The 24,490-nt window shown below is 58.7% G+C and carries 17 protein-coding genes; 8 read left to right on the forward strand and 9 right to left on the reverse strand.

The genetic code is table 11. The annotated features are described in order from the left end of the window. The first annotated feature begins 100 nt into the window (after positions 1 to 100). Genes IPM54_24700 through IPM54_24710 form a run of 3 tightly spaced genes read left to right on the forward strand, consistent with a single transcriptional unit; the run spans position 101 to position 2,129 of the window. Positions 101 to 490 (forward strand): hypothetical protein, encoded by a 390-nt coding sequence (locus IPM54_24700; protein MBK9262990.1) that lies wholly within the window; start codon positions 101 to 103, stop codon positions 488 to 490. 57 nt (positions 491 to 547) lie between these two features. Further along, positions 548 to 1,408, forward strand: a complete 861-nt coding sequence (locus tag IPM54_24705; protein ID MBK9262991.1) for a hypothetical protein — start codon at positions 548 to 550, stop codon at positions 1,406 to 1,408. 19 nt (positions 1,409 to 1,427) lie between these two features. Beyond that, on the forward strand, positions 1,428 to 2,129 hold the full coding sequence (locus IPM54_24710) for a glutathione S-transferase N-terminal domain-containing protein (protein ID MBK9262992.1): 702 nt from the start codon (positions 1,428 to 1,430) through the stop codon (positions 2,127 to 2,129). 183 nt (positions 2,130 to 2,312) lie between these two features. On the opposite strand, the gene IPM54_24715 is transcribed toward IPM54_24710, so the two are convergent. After that, positions 2,313 to 3,572, reverse strand: coding sequence for a matrixin family metalloprotease (locus IPM54_24715; GenBank protein ID MBK9262993.1), 1,260 nt, complete (start codon positions 3,570 to 3,572; stop codon positions 2,313 to 2,315). Between the two features lie 568 nt (positions 3,573 to 4,140). Continuing rightward, a complete protein-coding gene (locus IPM54_24720) occupies positions 4,141 to 4,986 on the reverse strand; it encodes a hypothetical protein (GenBank protein ID MBK9262994.1) in 846 nt (281 codons plus the stop codon). Between the two features lie 158 nt (positions 4,987 to 5,144). Between IPM54_24720 and IPM54_24725 the strand changes: the two genes are divergently transcribed. Then, positions 5,145 to 6,278: a hypothetical protein gene (locus IPM54_24725; protein ID MBK9262995.1), complete on the forward strand. Its 1,134-nt coding sequence runs from the start codon at positions 5,145 to 5,147 to the stop codon at positions 6,276 to 6,278. Positions 6,279 to 6,305: 27 nt separating this feature from the next. On the opposite strand, the gene IPM54_24730 is transcribed toward IPM54_24725, so the two are convergent. The 4 genes from IPM54_24730 to IPM54_24745 form a co-directional block, all read right to left on the reverse strand. Then, positions 6,306 to 7,790 carry an AMP-binding protein gene (locus IPM54_24730; protein ID MBK9262996.1) on the reverse strand — a complete coding sequence of 495 codons (1,485 nt, stop codon included), beginning with the start codon at positions 7,788 to 7,790 and terminating at the stop codon, positions 6,306 to 6,308. Further along, positions 7,787 to 8,050 carry an acyl carrier protein gene (locus IPM54_24735; protein ID MBK9262997.1) on the reverse strand — a complete coding sequence of 88 codons (264 nt, stop codon included), beginning with the start codon at positions 8,048 to 8,050 and terminating at the stop codon, positions 7,787 to 7,789. Before IPM54_24735 ends, IPM54_24730 begins: the two co-directional genes overlap by 4 nt. A 7-nt stretch (positions 8,051 to 8,057) precedes the next feature. Next, positions 8,058 to 9,434, reverse strand: a complete 1,377-nt coding sequence (locus tag IPM54_24740) for a cystathionine beta-synthase (GenBank protein ID MBK9262998.1) — start codon at positions 9,432 to 9,434, stop codon at positions 8,058 to 8,060. 92 nt (positions 9,435 to 9,526) lie between these two features. Continuing rightward, complete coding sequence (locus tag IPM54_24745; GenBank protein ID MBK9262999.1) at positions 9,527 to 10,894, reverse strand: hypothetical protein; 1,368 nt, start codon at positions 10,892 to 10,894, stop codon at positions 9,527 to 9,529. A gap of 73 nt (positions 10,895 to 10,967) precedes the next feature. Between IPM54_24745 and IPM54_24750 the strand changes: the two genes are divergently transcribed. Beyond that, a complete protein-coding gene (locus IPM54_24750) occupies positions 10,968 to 13,202 on the forward strand; it encodes a TonB-dependent receptor (protein ID MBK9263000.1) in 2,235 nt (744 codons plus the stop codon). After that, positions 13,199 to 14,326 carry a hypothetical protein gene (locus IPM54_24755; GenBank protein ID MBK9263001.1) on the forward strand — a complete coding sequence of 376 codons (1,128 nt, stop codon included), beginning with the start codon at positions 13,199 to 13,201 and terminating at the stop codon, positions 14,324 to 14,326. The genes IPM54_24750 and IPM54_24755 overlap by 4 nt, the downstream gene beginning before the upstream one ends. A gap of 42 nt (positions 14,327 to 14,368) precedes the next feature. On the opposite strand, the gene IPM54_24760 is transcribed toward IPM54_24755, so the two are convergent. Beyond that, entirely contained in the window at positions 14,369 to 16,063 is a 1,695-nt protein-coding gene (locus tag IPM54_24760) for a VWA domain-containing protein (protein MBK9263002.1), read from the reverse strand. Positions 16,064 to 16,428: 365 nt separating this feature from the next. Continuing rightward, positions 16,429 to 16,956, reverse strand: coding sequence for a sigma-70 family RNA polymerase sigma factor (locus tag IPM54_24765; protein MBK9263003.1), 528 nt, complete (start codon positions 16,954 to 16,956; stop codon positions 16,429 to 16,431). Positions 16,957 to 17,189: 233 nt separating this feature from the next. Here IPM54_24765 and IPM54_24770 point away from each other — a divergent pair, with 233 nt between their 5' ends. Then, positions 17,190 to 20,741 carry a PQQ-binding-like beta-propeller repeat protein gene (locus IPM54_24770; GenBank protein ID MBK9263004.1) on the forward strand — a complete coding sequence of 1,184 codons (3,552 nt, stop codon included), beginning with the start codon at positions 17,190 to 17,192 and terminating at the stop codon, positions 20,739 to 20,741. Between the two features lie 101 nt (positions 20,742 to 20,842). Here IPM54_24770 and IPM54_24775 read toward each other — a convergent pair whose 3' ends face one another. Continuing rightward, positions 20,843 to 23,185 (reverse strand): GMC family oxidoreductase, encoded by a 2,343-nt coding sequence (locus IPM54_24775; GenBank protein MBK9263005.1) that lies wholly within the window; start codon positions 23,183 to 23,185, stop codon positions 20,843 to 20,845. 220 nt (positions 23,186 to 23,405) lie between these two features. On the opposite strand from IPM54_24775, the gene IPM54_24780 reads away from it, so the two are divergent. Then, positions 23,406 to 24,467 (forward strand): hypothetical protein, encoded by a 1,062-nt coding sequence (locus IPM54_24780; GenBank protein ID MBK9263006.1) that lies wholly within the window; start codon positions 23,406 to 23,408, stop codon positions 24,465 to 24,467. Positions 24,468 to 24,490 lie beyond the last annotated feature (23 nt).

The raw sequence follows: 24,490 nt of genomic DNA on the forward strand, positions 1-24,490 counted from the left end.
CTGCCTTCCTTGTGCCAGTAATCCCATCTCGAACAAATTTGTTGGCCCTTCATCATCGCACAGGTAGCCTAGTGTCGTACGGGAGCGGAGGATCACCTACATGACGAACGACCGACGCAAAAGGCGCAGTGAGATGGTTTCGGAAGCCGCGAGTTTGTATCTCGAGGCGGTAATCGAGCGAGGCCGGGTGAAGGCCATGGCGCTTGCAACGGAGGAGGGCCTGCTCGTTTCGGGGGCTGGCAAGGGGTACGATCACGAGTGGTTGGCGGCGCTTGGCGCGTTCGAGAACGAAGAGCGCATCGCGCCGATGATTGACGAGTTTACGCAGGGCCAGGGGCTGATGGCATTCGACGTGCCCATTCATGGCCGCACGTTGCGTCTTGCTGCGGTGGGTGATGAACCGCCCCCGGTCGAAGCTGCGGGCGTCGCGCTGTCGCGTATTTTCGCCCCCATGTTTGCCGAACGTGAGCCGGTCGTCGTCAAGAGCTGAGCCGACGTAGGGAGCCAAATCGATCCTCGGAGCCGGCTTGGCTTCCGTGGTAGCGTCATGAGCGTGAAAGCTCGAAGCGTTACCATTCCCCTTACTTTATTTGCACTTCATGCAACGGGTTGTGCTCCTGCCTTGTCGAGCATGCAGCCGGCCCACGTGGCTCCCAAACATCACGCACAAGCCGAATTCGGGATGGATGTATCCATTCCCACAGGCATCATCACGGACGCCATCGATGCTGCCGACACGCTCATTGATGCTGCCGGTGAACGTGAGCTTACGGACGACGAGGTCAATCAGCTTTATCGAGCGGCCTCGGCAACCGTGCTCAATCCCCCCTCGGCGACGCCTCACGTAGGCATTGGTTTCACGGTCATCGACAACCTCGAGGTGTCGCTGCGGTACGCGACGAATCAGTTGCGTCTTGGCGGACGCTATCAATTTCTACAGAAAGACAAGCACAACATCGACGCCACGGTGGGATTGGGCTTAGGTTATTATGCGCTTCCGATACCGCTTGGAGATCTGTTCGATCCAATTCTGAAGCTCGACGATTTCTCGCGTTTTCAGATTGACGTGCCGCTCGTCTTCGGTACGCGAGGCAACTGGTATCGCGTTTGGGGTGGACCACGGTTCATGTACACGCGGTTCAGTACGGAGCTGACGCTCGACATTCTTCCCATTCCCGGCGTTTCGGCGGGCCGGGCCGAGCTTGCGTCGTTTGGGGGCAATGGGTTTTACGTGGGAGCGCAGGGTGGCGTCGCCGTGGGGTACAAGTACGTATTTCTCGCGTTCGAGCTCACGGTCGTGCGCCTCATCATGAACGGCGACCTCGTTGTGCTCGGGAAAAACATTGCCAATTTCGATTTGGGCAGCAACATCGTCTATCCGGCCATTGGCCTCATGGGCGAATTCTAACGGACGAGGGACCACAACGATGATCGATCTCTACTACTGGCCCACACCCAATGGGCGCAAAGTTTCCATCATGCTCGAGGAAGTGGCGCTGCCTTATCGGGTGGTTGCTGTCGACATCGGGCGAGGTGACCAGTTCAAGCCTGAATTTCTCGCCATCAGTCCGAACAACCGCATGCCGGCCATCGTCGACCACGAACCGCTCGGCGGGGGCGCGCCCATCAGCGTATTCGAGTCTGGCGCGATCCTCCTCTATCTCGCCGAAAAAACCGGCCAATTCATGCCTCGGGATACCCGCGGGAAGTACGAAGTCACCCAATGGCTCATGTGGCAAATGGGGGGCCTTGGGCCCATGGCCGGACAAGCCCACCATTTTCGCGAGTATGCACCGGAAAAAATTCCTTATGGAATCGACCGGTACACGAACGAAGTGAATCGTCTCTACGGCGTCATGGATCGACGTTTGACCGATCGCGAATACCTCGCAGGTGATTATTCGATTGCGGACATGGCTGCGTGGCCGTGGGTCGTACCGTGGAAAACCCAAGGGCAGAACATGGACGATTTTCCGCATTTGAAACGGTGGTTCGATGCCATTGCAGCTCGGCCAGCCGTCGAGCGAGGTCGAGCGGTGGGGCGCGAATTACCGCGCAAAACCGCCATGGACGACGAGGCCCGCAAAGTTCTATTCGGCCAAACGGCCGCGGTACTTCGCGGCCGTTGACCCTACGATTCTAACCCCTTGGCTCCAGTCTGTTCTCGGGGGGTATGGGGCAAGCGATGAACTGGTATCGAGGTCGAAGCCCGAATTTTTCGGCGCTCGCGAGGGGCCCCGCTGTTTGAGCCCGCGAAGCGGGCGAGTTCGGGGAACGCGAGTGCCGGAAAAACGGGCTTCGACCGAGAGCTTTCAAGGAGTCGTGTAGTTCGCCGTGACGTTGAACTGACCGTACTTGTACCCGCGAACCATCATGAACGCTTGCTTTACGCCGGTGGGTACCGTCAATGTGCACTTCTCGTTCGGCCCCGTCTTGTACGGGCGGCAATGCCACGCATACTTCGTCGGCTGCGTGCCAAATCGCACGTAAAGGTCGGGATCTCCGCTGCCCGTCATCGTGGCTTCGAACGATGTTCCTTCCACCACGTCGACTGGCTCGAGCTGCACCATTTCGTATTTCAGGACGGTTCCATTCCACGTGGCCGTCATCGGCGTACCCTCGACCGGCTCTCCCGGGCCACCGCCGGCACCGCCAGCACCACCGCCACCGGCACCGCCAGCACCGCCAGCACCACCGCCACCGGCACCGCCAGCACCGCCGCCACCACCACCTCCTCCGGGCTCACCGTACAACAGCACGGCGCCGTCGATGTCTTTTTGGGTAAGGCTCAGCGTCTTGTCTCCCGTGCCATTGCATTGAGGGTAATGCATTACGGATTTTGAATCGTAAGGCGTGAGCGCTCGCCACTGGTTGTCCTCGAAGCACGTGCCAGCTTCAGGCCTCGTGTGCTCGTGCCGGAAACCGAGCACATGGCCTAGCTCGTGACGCAAAACGCCGGTCACCGTCGGGTTGCCATTCGATTGAAACGCACTCGTACTGATGAGGATGTTTCGCGAGGAACGCGAATCGCCGGGGAAGAACGCCCGCGCGAGATACCCGCCGCTGCTCGTCGGTCGCACGTCGAAGAGCACGTTCTGGTTGCTCGCGGTGCAATTCGAGTCTTGCGCAGTCACGTGCGTGAAATTGACGTTCGTCACCTGTTCCCACGCCGCCGTCGCTTGTTCCATGGCCGTGACCGCGGCCTGGTATCGCGTGCCAAACGTATTACTCACGCAATACGTGAGTTGCATCTTTTGCGTGTCGTTCCATTTCGCATCTTGGCCTCCGGGTCGATGCACGATGAGCGCCCCCTGACGTACGTGCTGTTCGTAAAACTCTTCGAGCTTCTTGATGTCGTCGATGGGGGTATCCCCGTCGACAATATAGATTCCCGTATCCGGCTCGCGGAATGTCCGCGCCTCGAACTCTTCGAAGCTCATTGCCGTCTCGCCAACGTTTTCACTCCAATTGCCCGAATCTACGCATCCCGAAAGAACCGCAACGAGCAAGAAGGGAACCGTTTTACCGAGTTGGCTTACGAATCCGTTCGTCTTCGAGGAAATAGCGCTCATCCTTCTACCTCCCAGGCGCATTGGCCCAGCGAGAAGTTCGAGGGGGCCCGTTTCGAGCACCGGTTTGGCGCGTCCAAACGATGCTACATGCTGCCGGCCGGGCACCTCGAATCGTGCCGCCTCATGAAGACAAACCATTTTCGTTCCGTCAATCCCCTGCGCACGAATTTCGCGTGTCAAGCGCGCGGGCGATCTCCAGCACGAATTTGTTGCGCATCGGAATGTTTTACCCGGACGAACTTTTGATTGAATCGCGAAAAGACAAGAATGGATTGTCGTGTCGTAACCAAAACGTGTGTGGTGGATGTCGATGGGGCGCTAAAACCCTTCATCGGCAGCATGGTTTGGCACCATCGACAGTCAATAACCAGGTGTGTCGCATTCTTCGATTTCGTCGAACGAGTGACAAACGGCACGCGTTTGCCGCAGAACACACCGCGCTCCAAGTGTTCCCTGTATCTATCGTTCAACCCCACTAGAACGTAACGATACGTATCGTACACTCATCCGCCAAATAGATGATCGCAAGAGCGCGGGCTCCGAGCGCGGGGCGGAAACCTTGCGAGCGTCAATGACGAGGAGCTTGCTGATTCATTCTGCGCAGCTCGGCGAGCACCCACCTGGCCGTCTCCTCCGCGCCCCCGCCATCGAAATGAAGACCATCGGGCCTGATGGGTTTTCCTTCGCTCTCTAGGTTGCACGCCACAGTCGGGCACACGTGATTCATCAAATCCAAGACGTCGTATTTGCCTTCTTGCGCGCTATCAACGAGCACTTCATTAAAACAGTCGACCCGAGCGAGCACGTTGCTGTGACGCCAATGTTTGACGGGGTAGGGGACGCGCGTGATTACGATGTGCCCCGCGTGGGCGCCCATGGCCCGCGTCAACTCGAAAAGCCGTTTTTCGTAGGCATTGCGAAATGAAACGCTGCACGCTTCTTTGCTGAAAAATCCGCCGCCCATCACGATCAACGTCACGTCCGGCCGAAGCTCGGCAACGTCGCTCGCCCAATCCTCGGAACAACTCGAGCTCATCAATCGTTTGCCGTTCTCGATGTATGGCGCAGGCGCGAACATGGAACAATTCCCAACACCTCGTTCCGCGACGAACGCTTGGGCTTCGTCTTGTCTGTAGCGCATCGCCAGCCCCAAAAACTTGGCGACCGAATCACCCACGACGAGAATTCGTATCGTACCTGGAGGTAGTTCTTCGCGCGGAGGCAAATCTTTTACTTTGACGGAAAACGGCGTGGGCCACGCGCGCCGAGGTGCATCTGGTTCGGAGGGTGGCGCAGCGGTCGGCGCTCGAGGCGTTTGCATGGGCGCTGGCGATCGCCGAGCCAGCACGATGCCAGCGGCCGCGAGAGCGAGCAGCACGAATGCAAGCAGAACAGCGGGACCTTTGCGTGACATCGCGGAAGCGGAGCGGTATGGTGTTTGAGAATGCAGCTTCTGGCAAAGAAAAAAGCACGCGCAGGGCGTTCGGACATTCTATGACCATGGCTTGGAAGAAGTTCATCCGTCTCGCGGGAGACGTGCTACTTCGAATGATATTCGAAAGGAGCCCACCGATGTTGAACATGGTCCGTCATGGCGTGGTTTTGGGGTTTGCATGCACGCTCTTCGCGTGTGGTGCGGGAGGCGCCCCTGACGAGCAAACCCAAGAGGAAGACATCGCCGAATACGACAACCTCCAAAAGAGCCTCGAAGACAAACGCGCTGTGTTCGTCGATACGCCAGCGCAAGATTTTTTTGCGGCTGGAAATACCCTTTATTGGGTCGAAGTCGGCGGTGGCAATCCACTTCTGCGCGGCTTCGACGATTCCAAAAAAATTCGCACCGATTACACGTTCAAAGTGTATCTCACGGGGCCCGGAACGCCGAATCCGGTCGACACGATCAATTATGAAGCGTCGGCCGCCGTGGTCGCGTCCATGAACGAGCTCGACGGGGCAAATGTGTATGAAGCAGGATCGCCTGAAAAACTGCTCGGCACATTGCCGCTCCCCGCGCCGCCCTTCGGCCAACGGTGGTGGGCGTATTCGGTGACGGGAAATGAGCTTTTCGTGGTGGTGATCGACGGCAATTCGAATAAACACGTCCTGCAAAAATGGACGCCGGGCCAAGGAACCCCCACGACCATCTTGGCGCTCGACGATCTCATCGCGCCCAATGTGATGGGAGAATTCCACGATTTTGCGGTCGACGGCACGACGCTCATCTTCGACGAGGGGTTTCGCATTTGGATGGCCGACCTCGGAGACGCCAAAGCGAAATGGGTGAAGAACGATCAGCAGGTTGGGAGTGCAAACTTCTATGCAGGGGGCGCCGTCTATTCACAAGGAAAAACGTTTTTCCGGTACGATATGGCGTCGGACTCGCGCGAGGACATCACGGACAAGATCAAAGCGGGTTACTCGATGAACAAGACGTTTGCCCAAATTCATCACCCGGACGGCAATGGAGGCTGGTGCAAATTCAAGAACAAAGTCGTCTACCATGGCAGCTACGGCATCTTCGCGTACGACATGGCCACGGAAAAAGTCACGCCTCTCTTGCTCGATGCGCGTGACAACAGCGTCGTGTATCGTGATTGCGCTGCCGTCGATACCGGCACGTTGTTCGTCAAGGGTCTCCTCAGCAAGAGCGGAGCCATCGGCGCCGATGGTCCAACGTATTCGCTCGCGGCGGCAAACTTGCTATAACGGACATCCGGAGCCGGTCGCGTTCTTCTACCTCGCCCCCACGCTCCTCAGCGCCCCATAATCCGTTTTGCCCGTCACCGTGCGCGGTAGTTCGTCCAGACAGACCACTCGCTCCGGAACCATGTACGCTGGCAACAGCTCCGCCAAAAAACCACGCAATGCCCGTTCGTCCACGTCTTCACGTACCGCGACGAACGCTCGCAACGTTTTTCCCATGCGCGGATCGTCCACCGCCAAGACCGCCGCCTGTCGCACCGCAGAATGCCTTTCCAGCGCCGCTTCCACTTCCCCAGGCTCCACGCGATACCCGCGAATCTTCACCATCCGGTCAATGCGACCGCGAAAATAATAATAACCGTCCGCCTCGAGCTCGACCCGATCCCCCGTCGCGTACGGCCCACCACCCACCGTGGTTCGTCCCTCCACAACCAATTCGCCAATCCCCGCACCCTCGACATCGCGCGTCCTATCCCCCTCCACCACCAGCTTGCATCGCGCATACGGGCAAGCCACTCCAATCGGCGTCTCTTGCTCCCCGTCGAGTTTGTCGCGGTTGACCTCGTAATACGTGCACACGTTCGTCTCGGTCGGCCCGTACAAATTCCACAATCGACTCGACGGCACCTTGGCCGCAAACGTCGCCAGCTCCCGCGGCGGAAATACTTCACCCGCAAACAAAATCGCTCGTGGCGCAGGATACAGATGTTCGCCCGCTCCACACGCCGCCGAAAGCTTCATGAACATGCTCGGCACGCCATACACCACCGTCGGTTCGAGCGTCGTCATGGCGGCCCGTAACGACCGCCCAGTCGCCAAGTCTCGTCGCGACATCACGCACAACGTCGCCCCTGCGCGGAACGTCGCAACGTGATCGAACCACGCCAAGTCGAACACCAGCTCGGCCACCCGCAGCACCCGATCACCCTCGGACAAACCAACGAGATCGTTCATGAATCCGGTGAACGCATCGAGGCCGTCCCACGTGATCGGCACCGGCTTCGGTCCTCCCGTCGTGCCCGACGTGTGCAAAATGCAAGCAAGCATCGGATCGATCGCAGCATTCGTCGAAGTCGTTTCGCCTCGAGCCGTGTCCACGATCCGCCCCGACGCATCGACACACACGCGCGCGATCGTCCGCCCCGCATGTGCACTCGCGGCCTCCACGAGCGCTCGCGCAGGTTCGTCATGAACAACCACACGCACGCCGCCTGCCCGCATGATCGCGCCCCATCGAGCCGCCGGCGCCGATGCATCGAGCGGCACCACGACAGCTCCATGCAGCGCAATGCCCACGAGCCCCACGGCTTCGTCCAGCGCCCGCCCCGCCGACACCAGCCCCACAGGCTCACCCGCCGCGATCCGCAGCGTTTCCAGCGCGTCCGCGACACATCGAGCACGCTCGCCGAGTTTGCGGTACGTCATCGAGTCTGTCTTGCCAAACAGCGCGACCCGATCCCCATGTCCTGCGAACAAGCCCGCTTCGAGGCGAAACGGTTTGTCCCGTCCGCTCATCGCTGCGTCTTGCCGACGTAGCCGTGGACGAACCGAGCCATCGATGCGATCGTCGCGATCTCGTCGATCACCACGTCCTGATCCGGGATCGCCGCTCCAAACCGCTGTTCGACGAACACCAAGACACGCGACAAGGACAGCGAGTCGAAGCCTGCATCGAACAGATCCACGTCTCGACCGAGGGGCTCTTTGCGTAGCAGTACGTCTTTCGTGACAAACTCCGAAAGAGCCGCCTCCACCGCTTCGATGCTCGGGATCATCGTCGCCTCAGGTCGTCACGCGCTTGGCCAAAAAGTCGATGAGATCGATCTTCGAGATGATCCCGACGACACGCGTTCCGTCTGTCACGATCGCCACACGCGCATCGTTCAAAACGCCCTTCAAAAGCTCCACCTTCGTGTCGACCGTCACCGTCGCGTACTCGCTCTCGATGAGCCCCTGGATGCTCGAATCGAGGTTGCCTTTGCCTTCGACGAGGAACCTGAGCAGGTCGACTTCGTGAACGAGTCCGCAGAGTTGCCCGCTATCGACCACGGGGATCTGACTGATGCCGAACGTCTTCAGCTTGCTGATGAGCGTGCCCACGGAATCCTTCGGGCTCGCCGAAACGACCTCGCCGAGCGCCTTTCCGCTCAGCAGATCGCGCACGGTTCCAAGCGAATGCTCGTCTTCGAGGAAGCCGTTTTCGCGCATCCAGTTGTCGTTGAAGATCTTGCCGAGATACTTCGACGCGGCATCGGGCAAGAGCACCAAGATCCGCTCCTTGCGTCCGCTGTGTCTCGCGTACTTGATCGCTCCGGACACTGCGGCGCCGCCCGATCCACCGACGAAAAGCCCTTCGAGACGCACGAGATCGCGCGTCATGAGGAAGCACTCCTTGTCGTCGACGCGCACGACTTCGTCGATGATCTTTAGGTCCATCGTGCTCGGGAAGAAGTCTTCGCCGATGCCTTCGACCTTGTAGCTGAAGGGTTTTGTGATGCGCCCGGTTTTTACGAAGTCGTAATAAAGTGAGCCGACGGGATCGACACCCACGAGCCTGATCGAAGGCTTTTTCTCGCGCAGGTATCTTCCCGTGCCGCTGATGGTTCCGCCCGTGCCCATGCCTGCGACGAACACATCGACTTCATCGCCGCACTGCTCCCAAATCTCGGGGCCGGTCGAAAGGTAGTGAGCGTTCGGGTTGGAAGGATTGTGGTACTGGTTGGCGTAAAACGTGTTTGGGGTTTCTTCCGCGATACGTTTTGCGACTTGGTAGTAGCTGCGAGGATCGTCGGGTTCGACCGCGGTTGGACAAACGACGACTTTGGCTCCGAAGGCGCGCAGCGTGTCGATTTTTTCCTGCGACATCTTGTCGGGCATGACGAACACGCACTTGTAGCCGCGGACGGCCGCGTTCATCGCGAGTGCTGCGCCCGTGTTGCCGCTCGTTGCTTCCACGATCGTGCCGCCGGGCTTGAGGCCTGCGGCTTCGGCATCGCGCAGCATGTTGATGGCGACGCGATCTTTGTGGCTACCGCCCGGATTCAGGTACTCGCACTTGACGTAGATCTCGCTCTCGAGCCCTTCGGTGACTTTGTTCAACTTGACGATCGGAGTGTGGCCAACGGCCTTGGTGATATCGCTGAGAGCGCCTCGCATCATGGCTGCGTTTTTAGACGCGAGTCGCAATGGGCACAAGGGGCATTGCCCACAAGCGGATCGATCAGCGCGCCGAGCTCTCGCCGGTTGCCACCCTACGCAAGCTCACCGGCCAGCTTTTCCAATACTTCGCGCCGCGTGATCGCCACTGGCGCAATGGCTCGTGCAAGAGCTGCCACGGGCGGGCTGGCTTGCGACGCAAGGTATTCCTGCGCCGTGATTCTGCCGCGCATCCAGGGACGTGACGCCTCCATCCGCTCCATCAATGCTTTTTCCCCCAAAACTCGATAAAGATACGCCGTGTAAGGCGACGCAGGCAAATCGAATTCGGGCGGCGTGGGTCGTCCTTCTTCGAGCAGCCTCAGCATGACGGGATCCATGTCGTCCGAGCTTTTCGCGACTTTTGGTAGATACAATTCTGCATTCACGGACCTGACCGGACTGCCTGGCACGGGAATGGCGCCCAAGAAAAATTCAATGGGCGCATCGCCTCCGGAGACGTGAGCAATCGCCTCCACGAGCGCAATGGTATAAAGCTTGGCGCGCAAATAGCGCACGGCCAAGTCGATGTTGCGTTTTGCTTGCGATATGCGACGTGCATGTTCTTCCGGGGAAGGTTCGCCTCGGTACACGTGAAAAACGCGTTCCGCATCGAGCTTCGATAAAAAGGCCTCCATTTTTTGGATGGCCATGCGATATTCACCCGTGCGATACACGCCCGGCGCTGCCAATGCCGGATTCGTTTCGGGCAAGAGGCGCCAGGTATTGTCGAGAAAACGCGCTGGGTCCTCTTCGGCAAAGTTTTCCACGTCGCGATTGCCAAGACGCGTCGCTACGCGTACCGCATCTTCGCAGGCAGCGGCGTCGAGGTCGGGCAGGCTTAGATCGCGCAGCCGCGCCGCGAGGGCTTCCAAGGTATTGTTGTCGCGAAAAGGTATCGTCGCTTCGATACCTGCTGCAATGCGTGCCAGTTGCGATTTCGATAAAAGGGGTGCCAAGCATTTCGTCGCGACGAGCGCACTTGCAAGCTCGTTCAATCCCGCAAAAGGTGACAATTCATCGCCCGGCGCGCGGTCGAAGATGCGCGCCACCATCGCGGTCACGGGGTCTTCGAGGATCGCCAGCGACACGCGGTAACCCGCTCCGTCGACCGGCGTGAGAAATGGCCGCAGGAGCTCGCCGATGGCACCGGGAAACCCGCGATCCACCTGCACATACACCACGTCATGAAAAATCCCCGCGAGCGTCTCGATGGGACTTGCACCGTGGGTCACCGTAAGCACGTGTTCGTGGCTATGAAATTCGCGCGCTTGTCCAGCGAGCGCTTCGTGCACCACGAACACCGGACGTTCCAATTCGTGCGGCTTGGGGGACGCTCCGAGCGCCGTCAGAGCGTTCGAAAAAAGAACGAGAAATTGCTGAACAGTTGGAAGAACCGCGTCGTCTGCGGGAAGAGGCAGCATGGCGCATCCTTTCACAAGTTCATGCGGCTGTACATACGATTCTTTGGGTCAGTTGTTGCTTGCCCTTGGAGCCATGCCATTGCATCTTGTGGCCGTGCGTAGGGTCATCCCCGGGATTTTTTTTGCTTCAACGTTCGCGCTTCCCGAAGCTCGTGCCGCAGACGAGACGCAAGACGCGGCGCAAAAGAATTCCGATGGGAAGCCGCTCGAGGTGACGGTGCAAGCGCGCCCGACGGATCGCGCCGCAATCGAAGGGCGCCCGAGCTCCAAAGTCGACCGGCGAGACATGGACGAGCGGCTTCCTCGCTCCGCGCCCGACGCGCTTCGGTACGAACCCGGCGTATTCGTTCAACAAAGTGCTCATGGCCAAGGTTCGGCATTCATTCGCGGACGAACGGGCCAGCAAACCGTCATGCTCTTCGACGGCATTCGCATGAACACGAGCCTTTACCGGCAAGGCCCCAATCAATACTTTTTCACGCTCGATGCCCAAACGATCCATCACATCGACGTGATGCGCGGAGGCGGCTCCACGCGGTATGGATCCGACGCCATCGGCGGCGTTCTCGATGCGCGCCCCATCGAACCCACGGTCGACTTTTCGGGTCGCCGTTTCGTCATGCGCCCTCGAGCGTCCACACGTTTTGCGACGGCCGATGGCGAATTTACGCATCGTTTTCAGATAGATACACAAATCGCGTCAAAAATAAGATTTTTGGGGGGTATTGGTCGTCGAGTGACCGGGCGCCTCGAAAGTGGTGGACCCGTACGTAGCCCGCGCACGGGACAAATACCGCTCGTCCCTGTCTTCGAGGATGACGGCCGCACGCAGCTTGGCACGGGATTTCGAGAAATCACCGGAGACGCTCGATTGGTCTTCGGTTTGTCCGGGGGAAGGCGGATCGTCGCAGCGACGTACATTTATCGACAATACGATTCTCCGCGCACGGATCAATGCCCGCCACCTTATGCACCCCGAAGCGAGTGTTTGAATTACGATGAACAATTTCGCTCGCTCGCGTATGTCACCTTGGAAGGTCCATTCGGTCGTTTTTCGAAATTCGGCCGCATCGCGCTTTCGTATCAGCGACAGCACGAACGTCGCACGCTCGAAAGGCCCGAATCGTTCGTGCAAAACATTGGCCGCGATGCCGTCGATACATTCGGGCTCACTGCGAATTTTAGTGGCCATGAAAAACAACTGCGTGAAGGAATCGACCTCCGCGTGGACGGCGGTACCGATGCATACGTTGATCTTGTGGCATCACGTGCATGGACATCGTTCACCGACATTGACGCCGTCATTGCACTTTCTCGTGGTCAATACATCGATGGAGCTCGATACGTGCAAGCGGGTGCATTCGTCGAAGGCGAGCTTACTCTATTCGATCGCGTCATCGTGCGCGCTGGTGGACGCGGTGCGTTTGCGCATGCTCGTGCTGCAGCCGATCCTGCTTCCGGTACGCGGCCCGTGTCGGCTGCGTGGCCCATTGCGGTGGGTCATGTTGGCGCCGAAGTACGCGCGACGAAAAGCGTTTCGTTGCTTGCGAGCGTCGATCGTTCCTATCGAGCGCCAAACTTGGACGACCTCACGTCCCGCCAGCAATCGGGGCCTGGGTTTCAATTCGAAAACGCTAGCCTCGTACCCGAAAAGGCCGTCACGGTCGACGTGGGTGGTCGCTACACCGACAAATGGATCACTGCCGAAGTGTGGGGATATTATGCGACGGTTGGCGATGCCATTACGCGATCCATTCGTTCGATTGCGGATTGTCCGCCTGCAACGCCGCAGTGCAATACGAGCTGGTCGCGTTTTCAGCTCGTCAACAATCCTGGCAATTCGTTCGTCACGGGCGTCGAAGCATCCGTACGCGCACGATTGCCTCGTGGCTTCGATGCTCGAGCTACCGTGGCCTACGCGTATGGGAGCGCTCCCAATCCGCAAGCACCGCCCGATGATCCAAGCTTGTCGTACGAGTCGCGTATTCCCATATCGAGGATTCCTCCGCTCAATGGATCGGCCGAAGTGCGCTGGATGAGTGATGTCGGGTTTTACGCCGGCATGGGATTACGGTGGGCGACGCTTCAGGATCGGCTTGCTCCGACCGATTTCACCGATGCACGTATTCCGGAGGGCGGTACGCCGGGATTTGCGGTGGTCGACATGCGAGCTGGTTATCGAATGCGTCGCAACTTGGTCGTCACGACCGTGCTAGAAAACATCGGCGATGTGGCGTATCGTTACCACGGTTCGGCCGTCAACGGGCCGGGCCGAGGCTTCATCATAAACGTCGAGGCAGGATTATGACAAACCTTGGGCATCGTGTTCTTCGTGCAGTTTCCATCTCCGTGCTTGCTGCGTCGAGCTTCGCTTGCGAAGCTGAAGATCCCGAAGTGAAAAACCCCATCGGCACAGGCGGTAATGGCGGAGCTGACGTCGTCACTTGCGATGCAAATGAAGGCGTCGCCGATATGTCTGGCGCCATGTGCGCACCCCTTTCGGACGATTACACGCCGCGCGACAGTGCTTCGGCGAACGACACGTGGCCAGCGTGCATCAGCGACGGCAACGAATACGTCAGATTCGATCAAAACATCAGCAGCATCGCGCGCGTCAATGCATTCATACAAATTGGCGAAATCCTCGGATTTGGCGGTTTGAAAGCACCCACGCCACAGGAATTTCTCGATGCTCGCGTCATCTATTCGCAAGAGCAGGGGATCGAATCGCGTGTGGCTCGTCGCGAAGACGAACATTATCCTCCCGCACCCAAACTGTGCCGCGACATGACGCCCGATGAACTAGCGCAATACCCCGACCGCTGCGTGGGTCCCGTGCGCATCCGCCCCATACTCAACCTCGCGTTCGAAGAGGGAATCAAAGGTAATCAGCCCGTGATCAATGCAGCTCGTATCGAAGCTGCGCTGCTATGGTTCCTATACGCGTCCATTTACAAGGAAGCCACGACGGCCGCGATGAACGTGCTCGACACGGATTCGATGTGGGCCAAGTATACAGCCGGCGAGCCGCGTGAAAATCCAATGGGGCTCGCGAAATACATTCAAGCGCGTAGCCAGGAAGCGCACGATCGCATTTGGGATGGCCTTCTCGCCGTGCGCTGCTGGCGGGACCTCGACAATCCATCCGGTGTATCGATGGATCCGGTCATGCACGAGCGTGCACGAGCGCAGCTCGATCGCGCATTGATTCGCGGCATGGCGCTGATTTTGCGTCAACGAGTGCAGGTGATCGAATGCGAACCCGCATGGGAGACCGTGGAAATCCTCGGAGGCGTGCTCATGCGGGAAGCGCAAGTACGCGACCCCGCTCAAGCTGCCATTTTCATTGAAGAAGTATCGAAGCGCCGCCCCGATCCGGTCGACAAGGAAAGACTCATTGGGGCGATCGACGCGCTCTTTCCCTGTCCGTAAGAGATTACGTTTACGCGGTGAGGCGCGAATTCCGATGATGCCTCATAGATCCGTACACAACGGATCCGCCGGATCACATCTCGACGGCGATCGCACTTGCGTATCCCTTTCGCCATTCGAACGTTCGGGCAACTTCGCAGCAGCTCGCACGAGCTCCACGAATGCGCGCCTATGTCCACCGGGATCTTCGCCGAGCGATCCTTCCGCCAGCGAAACCACCTGCGACATCGTCGCATTGCCTTTATGCGGCGAGCTTCGCAGAATCATCCCGAATGCCGCGACGGATGCCGCAAATCGAAAATCCGTGCTCGCTTCCGCAAAGGTTTTCCCCTTATCGATTGCAGTCACCTCGAGCAAGCGGCTCGTCGCTCCATTCGGCTCCTTGTAACGAAGTTTTACCGTCACCAGTTCATTCGATTGCCCTGCGTCCGTGACCTGGCCCGGTGATTGGTACTTCAGCGGATCCGTGCCCGGTTTGTCCTGCTTCGCGCCCGCAATAACCACTTCGTAAAGCGCCGTCACCGAATGCCCTGCTCCAATGTCTCCCGCATCCTTGCGATCGTCATTGAAATCCCGATGCGCGAGCATTCTATTTTCATAGCCAATCAGCCGAAACGACTGTACGAGGCGCGGATTCCATTCCACTTGAATCTTCACGTCCTTTGCAATCGTCACCAGTGTCCCCATCACCTGCTCGACCAACACTTTGCGCGCTTCGCTCATGTCGTCCACGTAGGCATAGTTGCCATTGCCTCGTTGCGCGAGCGACTCGAGCGTATCGTCCTTGTAGTTGCCCATTCCAAACCCGAGGACGCTCAGAAAAACCCCCGACTTGGCTTTTTGGGCGATGAGGTCCACCAAACTCGAGCGATCCGTGACGCCCACGTTGAAGTCGCCGTCCGTCGCCAGAATGACGCGATTCGTGCCGCCTTCGATGAAGTTGCGCGTCGCCTGCGCATACGCAAGCTCGATGCCTTCACCTCCATTGGTCGATCCGCCCGCATTGAGATTGTCGAGCGCATTCATGATCGTACGTTTGTCCGCGCCCGATGTCGGCGGCAAAACGAGCCCCGATGCGCCCGCATATACCACGATCGATACGCGATCCCGCGCATCGAGCTGGTTGACGAGCAGTCCCAGCGAACGTTTCAATAGTGGCAATTTGTTCGCAGACTCCATCGACCCCGACACGTCGATCAAAAATACCAGATTCGTGCCTGCGCGGCTTGCTCGGTCAATCGACTTTCCTTTGAGCGATATCCGCACGAGCCTATTTGCAGGCGTCCAGGGCGCGGACGTGACATCCGTACGCACGGCAAACGGAGCGTCCCCGACCGGTACCGCGTCGTCGTACGGAAAATAATTGATGAGCTCTTCGATGCGTACGGCACCTTTGGGCGGCCTTTGCGATCGCTCGATGTAGCGTCGCATGATCGAATACGACGCCGTATCCACGTCGATCGAAAATGTCGACCGCGGATCCGTTGCCACGTCGATGAATGGATTTTCATCGATCGGCGCATACGATTCCGTATTGAACGCCGGCGGGACATCAGAAGCAGCTTTTAATGCTGAGCTCGCTTTGCTGTCAATTCGACGTCGAGCCCGCTCTTTTATCTGGTCGAGCAGTGGTTCCCGTTCGCCGTCATCTTTTGCTTTGACAATCGTCTTTTGCTGCAGCTTACTGTTCCATAGACGCTCGAGCTCAGCTTCCTTCTCGCGTCGCTCCGCCTCCATCGCTTCGGTCCTCTCGCGGCTCTGCTTGTATTGCGGGAACACGAACAGCGTTGCCGCCGCTGCCATTGCCAGGGCCGCGGTCGTCGGATACCAAACGGTTCGCAATACCTTTCGGCGACGGAGCATCGCAATGGGTTTGTCCTGAGCGACTGCGTCCTCGATGGTCTTTTTCTTGGCCTCAGGCAGCTCCTTCGCGCTTTTTTCCGCAAGCCCCTCGCGAAGCAGCCCTGCGACATTACGCAAGTCTTCGATTTCCTGCAAAATGTCCGTATCGTCCCCGATTTCGTCGAGCAACGCTTGCTTTTCCTCGGGAGGCAATTCATCGAGCGCAAGGGCAATCAGGCGCGGATCGTCTTTCGAGATCGTCATCGGATGTTCCCTCCAGCGCTCTTGTCCTTCTTGTCGATGCTTTGACGCAAACTCTTCAATGCCGTGTGCAAAAGCACCCCCACGTTGGAAACACTCGTGCCCAGCACATCCGCGATTTCTTGATAACTGAGATCCCCGCTGAACTTCAATAGCACAGCCTCGCGCTGCTTTTCGGGAAGCGTATCGAGCGCGCCCATCACACGCTGCATTGCTTCTTTACGCTCGAATGCATCCGATGGGAGAGATTGATCGGTTTGCATGACATCATCCATTTCCGCCACCGATTCGGTGTGGCGTTTGTCCCGCCGCATGTCGAATGCCCGATTCCGACACACCTTGAACAGCCAGGCGCGCAAATGAGGCTCGACCTCGCTGCGCTCTTGCTTGCAAAGGCGCAAAAACGTGTCCTGAACTACGTCGTTTGCCAAGCTTTGCCCCACGATCGCCGACGCATAACGCAAAAGCGGCTGCTCGTATCGCTCGAGGGCGACCATGACCCAATGATGCGTCGTGCCATTCGACATGCGGCTCTGTCTCGTTGCTCCCATCAACGGAGGCGAAGAAATTTTCTTAGGATCTTTTTGTTCGGGCGTCGAGAATTGATAAATTGTTGCGTGGAGCACGTGGTCGGTGTGGGTCTGTGCACAATTGGGTAGCGTTCTTGTGCTAGGATGGTAGAAAATGTGTTTTGAATGAATATCTTGTGCAAGGTGGGCAACGAAGGCGGCCGGTGTGTTCTGTTTTGCGGAGGGACATCATGAGATCGATGGGAACTGTGCTGGGTTTGGTCGCGGCGGCAGTGGGAATCGTCGATGCGAGCGTCGCGCGCGCGGATACGTGGCCGATAACGCGTCATGACGCGGCTCGCACGGGGGCTTCTGCGGGGACGGTTCCCGTGGATCAGCCTTTCGTGACGTGGAGGGCGTACATGGGCGGACGTCCGGTGGCGCAAACGGTGCAATTCGGCATTGGCGACCAATCGACGATGGTGGCCGCGGTCGGCGGGCGGTTCATCGTGAAAAACGCAATGACGCAAGCGACGCTTTGGAAGAGCGATATGCTCGGCGTGGGTGCGGTCGAAGCCATTGCGGACCTGGATGGAGACGACAACCTCGAAGTCATCGTGCGCGCGGAGACACGTGCTCATGTTTTGGATGGTAAAACCGGAGCGCTTCTGTGGAGCTCGGCGCCCGATGCATTTCGAACGCCCGCGGCGGTTCGCGTCGTCGATCTCGATGGTAATGGGCTGCCCGACGTGTACGTCGACGAATGTACGACATGTGCGAAACAAGGCACCATGAGCGCCGGCGCATATTCGTTTGCGTCCGGTTTCGCGGCCCCGAAGACGCTTTGGGAACGCGCTCTGAATGCGTCACCATCGCCCGTCAATTCGGGCAGCGATGCCATCGTCGACCTCGATGAAGATGGATTGGCGGAAGTGGTTTTGACCTCGTCCGACAAAGTGCTCGTCGTTCGGGGTTCGGATGGTTCGCCCATTGCAACGCTTGCTCTTCCGTCGCAAGACAAAAACCCATTCCCCCATGCTCGCGTGCTTGCTGCCGAAATCGACGGTTTGCCCGGGAAAGAGCTCGTGATCGTGCAGCCATCGGGTCAAGTTGCAACGAGCGCCGGGCCGGCGGGCATCACGGTTTTTCGGCTGAATCCAAAGACCGGCACGAATACGCTGCTTTACCGCCGAGTTGCGGATGGATACGACGAGAGCATGGTGGCTCAAGTGGACGTCGTGTCGGATTTGGACGGCAATGGCATCGACGAGGTCATCTTTTCGCATCGAAATGCTTCGAACGGCGTTTTCACGACGGAGATCCTGAGCGGCCCGAGCGGTACGTCCGTGACCACGTTGACGGGTGCTCGTTTCGAGGGCGCCGCGAACCTCGATGGATTGCCCGGCGCCGAAGTCGTGCTCGCATCGCAGAATGGTTTGTCGATACATAAGCTCGACGCGGGGCAATTCGTGGCGCTGGCGGGGCCGATTCCTGACGTGCGCGTGCACCGGATGCCAGACAAAAATGCGCAAAGAAGCGGACAACTCGAATTTCGCCTCGGGGTGCTCGAGCGACCAGGGAAGCGTCCCGCGCTTCTCGTGGGAAAACCCAGTTCGCAAATTCCTTATGCCGATCTCGCCGATGTCGGCAGTTTTCTCGATATTCGAGGTTTGGCGCTCAGCTCTGCGGGTGTGGACGACGTAGGGAAACACGTGCCGCTCGTCGGTGAAATCACGGGCGTCATACCGGCGGGTGGGGCGACGCGACCGTATCCACAAATCGCCATTGGTACGACGGCAGGGACCGTGATTCTGCTCAGCCAATCGTTTCAAGGAACGAACGGAATCGTATTTGCCGGCGGCAAAGCAACGGGTTCGATCATTGGCGGGGCAATGCAGCCGAATACGGGCGCAAGGGGTGGGCCGCTGATTGGTCGTGATGAAGAAGGGCCATTCGTCGTGCTTCCGGGTTCTCCCATTGGTTTGTACGTAGGCGATGCTCGATTCGCGTCGCTCATTCTGCCGCCGCTGCCGCGGTGGATAGCGGCGCGAATGGGCGCTCCGAGCATCCTCGATTTGGGGGCGTTCGGTCATGTCGTCGTGGGCGTGGATGGCCAATCGCTCGTTGCGCGTCGTTCTTCGACGGGCGTCGTTTTGAACGAAGTGGACCTCGGCCTTGGAGCACCTCACGCAACGCCTTTGCCGCTTTCGATTGCCAGTACCAGCGTTCCGCTCGTGGGGATCGATTGGCGCGTCGAGGGCGTGCAGGTCGTGCAGAAAGCGGTCGACTTCTCGAAGAATGCGCTGGTTTGGCAAGGGAAACCATTGCCATACGGAGGTTTCTTTGCTTCGAGCGTCGCGGACCTCGACGAAGACGGCACGGACGAATGGTATTCGATGAACGATGGGTTGAATCGTCGCGATGCGAAGACTGGCGACGTGAAGACGGTTGCGGGCGAAGGTATGGGGTATTCGTTGCCGATGGCGGCATCGTTCGCTCCTGATGGCGAAAAGGCGCTTCTCCTTCAAGGTGGCGGACTCCCGCCCAAGCTGCTCGATGCATCGTTGAAAAAGGTATGGCAATCGCCCTCTGCGGAACCCGTCAATGGAATGGGTGGTGCGCGCGTGCTTTGCGGCGCGGCAACGCGGTTTGTCACTCCATCCGTTCTATCTCCGACGCTGCGAGCCTACGATGGCGCGACCGGAGCGCTCGTTGCGGAGCGGGCGCTCGCTGGTGGTGTCGCGTATTCATCGATTGCGCTCGCTACGCTTGCCGGTAAGCAACCTGGCGTTCTGTCCAATGCGACATCGGTAGCAAAACTTGGACAAGGCAATGGCGCCGTGCTCGTTGGATCCAGCGATGGCTACCTTTATGCGGTCGATGCCTGCACGCTCGATTTGCGCTGGAGCAAATTCCTCGGCGGGTCGGTATCCGAGCCTATCGTCGGCGACACGGATGGCGATGCGGGTGATGAAATCGTCGTGAGCGTCGCGGATGGGTACATCGTCAACATCGATGTGCCGCGCCTCTCGCCGACGGACGGGATTACGTTCGTGGGGCCGAAAAACGGGAATGCTCCCATCGTCATTTCCCCTGGACAAGACGTCACCATTTCATTCGGGCAAGTTTCGGGAGCGACTTCGTATGAATATGCGCTCGTGGGTCCTGAAAACGAAGCTTTGTGGTCACCGGCTCACCGGGATGTTGCGACCAATCAGGTCACGGTGAATCTCGACGGCGTGCTCGCATCGCGTCCGTATCGCATTGCGGTGCGCGCAAAAGGGCCTGCTGGCTCGAGCCCCGAAGCATTCTCCGAAACCATCGTCGTGGAAGATCGGAATGCGCCTACGCTGACGGCGACTGCAACGGCGCACGACGATACCGTGGTGGTATCGATGAAGGCGCAAGACGACCTGGCGCTCGATCACTTCATCGTTTGGATGCGCGACGCGGAAAATGCTGAAAGTCCTTTGCTCGTGGCGGGTGAAGCGCTGCTCGACGGCCCGTCGGCCGAAATCGAGCCAGCCTTTGTGGTTCCCGTCGAATTGTGGGGCAAGAACGTAGGCATCCGCGTGGACGTGCTCGACTCTGCGGGAAATTCGGCGCAATCGACGTTCAACGCGAAAATCAACAAGAGCGGGCACGTCGTTGGCGTTTCCGTCGACGAATCGGTTTTTGATGACGAACCCCTCTCGTTTGGCGGTTGCCGAGCCTCTGGGAATGGTCCCGCAAACGCAGGCGCAGCGCTCGTAATCGGATTTGCGCTGGCGCTAGCTCGTCGCGCACGTCGTCGCAGGTGCTAGAGCAAGATGGCAGGGCAAATCGGGGGGTTTGGGGGGGCCGAGCCTCGGCCCCCCCATCGTAAACAAGGCATCGCATCGCGAAGCGAGCGTATGGCCCGCCATCAAATCGCTTCGCGCACCAGGTGCAGCCCGTAGGTCTTCCAAAGCTCGCCCATGAAATGCATGCCGAAACGCACAAGGTCCTTGGCTTCGGTGACTTTGCTGGGCGCATTCGTGATTTTCGTCGTCGTGAGCTGTTTGATGAAGTCTTCGGGAGCAATGTAGAGAATACCGCGTCCCACGAGCGGCCCCGCATTGCTTCTTCCCTGCCAAACCGTCACGTAGAGCGTCGTCGTGTCCGGCCAGATGTCGATTCCCGGATCGTCTCGAATCACCTTGAAGCCTTCGAACCAGTACTCCGTCCCGTCGCGCGCAGAGAGGCCCATGCGGTAAATCATGTTTTTTACGCCGGGTTGTTCGGGATTCCGCACGAACAGCGTAAACTTACCATCCGTGACCGTGAGCGGTTCGGGCGATAGCATATCGGCTTCGACGCTGCCCACCATGTTCGATTGGTAGTGCTCGTTCACCAGGAGCGCTTCGAGATCGTCCGCCTGGATTGTCAGGACGAACCGCATTGCGTGGCCGTCCAATTTGCCTGCTTCGTCCGCGGCCTTGTAATCGAGGGTTCCTTTGCTGAAATGTCCCTTCATGGTTTCGGTGAAACGTACGCCGACCTTGGGCGGTGGGACGTCTTCCCGCGGGCGCGACGGCAATTCGTACGATGCGGAAAAGCCGTGCTGGCGAATGGCGAGATCCGCGCATCGTTCGGCGACCGCCGATATCGTTAGCAATGGATTGACGCCCACGGACGTGGGAATAATCGAACCATCCATCACGTAAAGGCCGGGGTGCACCGTCGTGGCGCCATTGCCATCAAAAACCTGGCCCTTGTGGTCGACGACGCCCGTTTGCGCATTGTCGCCCATGCAGCATCCGCCGAGAGGGTGAACGGTGATGAGCGGTTGACCGAAAAGTTTGTTCCAGATTGGATTCCGAAGGTAGATTCCTCGCGTCGTTTCGGTGGCTTTCGCCAGCATGTCATTGGCTTTTTCGATGATGGGTCGCTTTCCGACACCGGGCCAATGAATACGCAGGCGGCCACTTTCGAGCTGCATGTGTCCATTGTCGCCGTCGTGCGCCATGACGAGGAACGTTTGCGTATGATTCATCGCGCCATGCTGCGGTCCTCGAACGGTGGTTTCGAGCTCTCGGGCTTCGCGTTTTACGGTGGTACCGAAATCGCCGCTCGATGTTTTGCCCTGCACGAGCGCTTCGGTCGCGAGGATTCTTGCCGTAAACGATCCAATGGCGCCCGGCACCGTACCGTCCTCCGCAATCATGCCGTCGGCAAGCGGCCGGCCGTCGCGCGCATCGATGAATGACGTAATGCAGGGACCGACGGGTTCGTGGCCCGACGGGTCATGATCGCCGTAGCCGGTTGCATGGATGGCGACTTCACCATTGTAGCTGAAGCCCAGGACGTCGCCATTGCCGGTGAATCGCTCGCCCAAAAGACGCGATACGGAAAGACCCGCTTCGGCCGAGCGGAGGAGGATTTCGGTCGAACCGAGCGTCCCGGCGCCGAGCACCACGATATCGGCGAAAATATGAATGGCCGGGGCATCGAAAAGCTCGCGCCCGACTTCCAATGGCCGCACGATGACGAGCCAGCGGTCGCCTACGCGGCGAATGGATACGACGTCCACTTCGCAAAAAATCTCGGCGCCGTGATTCCATGCATCCGGCAGGTAATTCATTCGCGTGGTGTTTTTCGCGCCGTGATTGCATCCGGTGGCGCAATCGCCGCAATCGTTGCACGCCTTTTGTTCAATCCCCACATGGTTCATGCCCGACTCGAACGTGACGTTGATGGGCGTCAAATGGAACTTTTCGCCCAAGTGTTCAGCGCAGCCGCGCAAATGCGATACCTTTTTGAGCTCCGGACGAGTGCGCGGATAGGTCCGTGGCTGGAGCATCGCTTCGGCACGCTCGTAACCCTCCTCGAGACCTCCACGAATGTCCGCACGAAACTCCGCCGGCCACCGCAAATCCTCGAATACGCGCGGATCCGCTCGCAAGGCCACGTTCGCATTGATGAGCGACGTTCCGCCGAGCCCACAACCCTTCACGACCGTAATGTCTTTGTCGACGTGCAATTCATAAAGCCCGGTTTTCGACCCGAAATCGTGCATGGGGCCATTCATCTGAAATTCGCGAAGCGCTGCGACTTCCGTGTCGGGGAAATCACCAGGCAAATGTTCGCGCCCGCGTTCGAGCACACACACTTTGCGCCCTGCTCGTGCGAAGCGGCTCGCTGCAATACCTCCACCATAACCGCTCCCTACGACGATCACTTCGTAAGAGCCTCGAAGGTGCGTCAGGGGTTGAGAAATTCGTTGCATGGAAACCTCGATGTAGGAGGAGTTGAAAAGCTCGAGTATCGTCCAACAACTTGCATCCGAGCGCAAGAGCGTTCGTCGCGCCGGCTTGCGACGATGATTGCAGCACGCGGACCCTGATGAGAGCGGAGCACGATTCTGTACAAGACATGCTTGACGGCTTGCGCCCGCCAGTGTCTTCTGGTTCGAAGCCATTTCAGTTCCGCCGGATCACGGTTTGGCCATGGAAAGAATCACCTCTTTTGCTCCTCTCTTCGGTGCTCGACGCACGCTCGAGCTTCCTCCGATTGAAATCGTCGACATCACCGCCGCCGACGGCGCTGCCTTGCGACTTCATCACGTCCCGGGCGGAAATCGAGGTCCAGTGCTTTTAGCGCCGGGCACTTCGATGACGGGGCTGTCATTTTGTATTGATACGGTGCGCTGCAATCTTGCCGAATATTTGCACCGCGAAGGGTTCGATGTGTGGCTTTTCGATTGGCGCACGTCGCCGTATTTGGCTGCGCACGAGCGTCCTTACACGCTCGACGATGTGGCGACATACGATTGGCCAGCGGCGGTCGGTGCGGTACGAGCTCGTACGGGCGCTTCCGTGGGTGTGCTCGCGCATTGTTTGAGTGCCCCGGCGCTCGTGCTTTCGCTCATTCGAGGTCATGTCGAGAAGGGCCATCTTTCGTCGGCGATTTTGAGTCAGGTGGCGTTCGACTTCGAGCTCCCGATCATTGGACGTTTGAAGGCCGAGCTTCATCTCGACAAATGGTTTCCCGAAGAGCAGATCATCCATTTCAAGCCAGGTGAGATTACGCATTCGCGTGCGGATCTTGCCATTACCGGGCTCGCGGCCGTCGTGCCGAAATCTTATGATTGCGACAACGTCAGTTGTCGTCGGCACAGCGCGGTGTTCGGCGATTTGCTCCACCATGATCGCATCAATGCCGAAACGCATGCGCTCGCCGGTGATCTGATTCCCGACGTGGCTGCCGCATTTCTGCTCGATATAGCGGAGAAAACGCGTGCGTCCTGCATTCTCACAAAGGAAGATCAGTACCATTTCGATCGATTGGCGCTTCCGATGTGTCTGCTATCGGGCGAAAAAAACCGCACGTTTTGCCCGGAAAGCACGGACCAAAGTTATGACCGGCTGGTCCAGGAAAATGGAGCCGCGTATTATCGAAGACACGTGATCCCCGATTACGGGCACCTCGATTGTCTCATCGGCGAGCAGGCGGCCGAGCATGTCTACCCTCTGATTGCCCGAGCATTCGATCCGCGCCTCGAGACTTGAGCGTCAAAATTCCGTCTTGTCAG

Source organism: Polyangiaceae bacterium, from assembly GCA_016715885.1.
Taxonomy (GTDB): Bacteria; Myxococcota_A; Polyangia; order Polyangiales; family Polyangiaceae; genus Polyangium.

Coding starts and splice junctions, on each gene's coding strand:
- IPM54_24700 (MBK9262990.1), top strand. CDS start 101: ATGACGAACGACCGACGCAAAAGGCGCAGTGAGATGGTTTCGGAAGCC.
- IPM54_24705 (MBK9262991.1), top strand. CDS start 548: ATGAGCGTGAAAGCTCGAAGCGTTACCATTCCCCTTACTTTATTTGCA.
- IPM54_24710 (MBK9262992.1), top strand. CDS start 1,428: ATGATCGATCTCTACTACTGGCCCACACCCAATGGGCGCAAAGTTTCC.
- IPM54_24715 (MBK9262993.1), bottom strand. CDS start 3,572: ATGAGCGCTATTTCCTCGAAGACGAACGGATTCGTAAGCCAACTCGGT.
- IPM54_24720 (MBK9262994.1), bottom strand. CDS start 4,986: ATGTCACGCAAAGGTCCCGCTGTTCTGCTTGCATTCGTGCTGCTCGCT.
- IPM54_24725 (MBK9262995.1), top strand. CDS start 5,145: ATGTTGAACATGGTCCGTCATGGCGTGGTTTTGGGGTTTGCATGCACG.
- IPM54_24730 (MBK9262996.1), bottom strand. CDS start 7,790: ATGAGCGGACGGGACAAACCGTTTCGCCTCGAAGCGGGCTTGTTCGCA.
- IPM54_24735 (MBK9262997.1), bottom strand. CDS start 8,050: ATGATCCCGAGCATCGAAGCGGTGGAGGCGGCTCTTTCGGAGTTTGTC.
- IPM54_24740 (MBK9262998.1), bottom strand. CDS start 9,434: ATGATGCGAGGCGCTCTCAGCGATATCACCAAGGCCGTTGGCCACACT.
- IPM54_24745 (MBK9262999.1), bottom strand. CDS start 10,894: ATGCTGCCTCTTCCCGCAGACGACGCGGTTCTTCCAACTGTTCAGCAA.
- IPM54_24750 (MBK9263000.1), top strand. CDS start 10,968: ATGCCATTGCATCTTGTGGCCGTGCGTAGGGTCATCCCCGGGATTTTT.
- IPM54_24755 (MBK9263001.1), top strand. CDS start 13,199: ATGACAAACCTTGGGCATCGTGTTCTTCGTGCAGTTTCCATCTCCGTG.
- IPM54_24760 (MBK9263002.1), bottom strand. CDS start 16,063: ATGGAGGCGGAGCGACGCGAGAAGGAAGCTGAGCTCGAGCGTCTATGG.
- IPM54_24765 (MBK9263003.1), bottom strand. CDS start 16,956: ATGTCGAATGGCACGACGCATCATTGGGTCATGGTCGCCCTCGAGCGA.
- IPM54_24770 (MBK9263004.1), top strand. CDS start 17,190: ATGAGATCGATGGGAACTGTGCTGGGTTTGGTCGCGGCGGCAGTGGGA.
- IPM54_24775 (MBK9263005.1), bottom strand. CDS start 23,185: ATGCAACGAATTTCTCAACCCCTGACGCACCTTCGAGGCTCTTACGAA.
- IPM54_24780 (MBK9263006.1), top strand. CDS start 23,406: ATGGAAAGAATCACCTCTTTTGCTCCTCTCTTCGGTGCTCGACGCACG.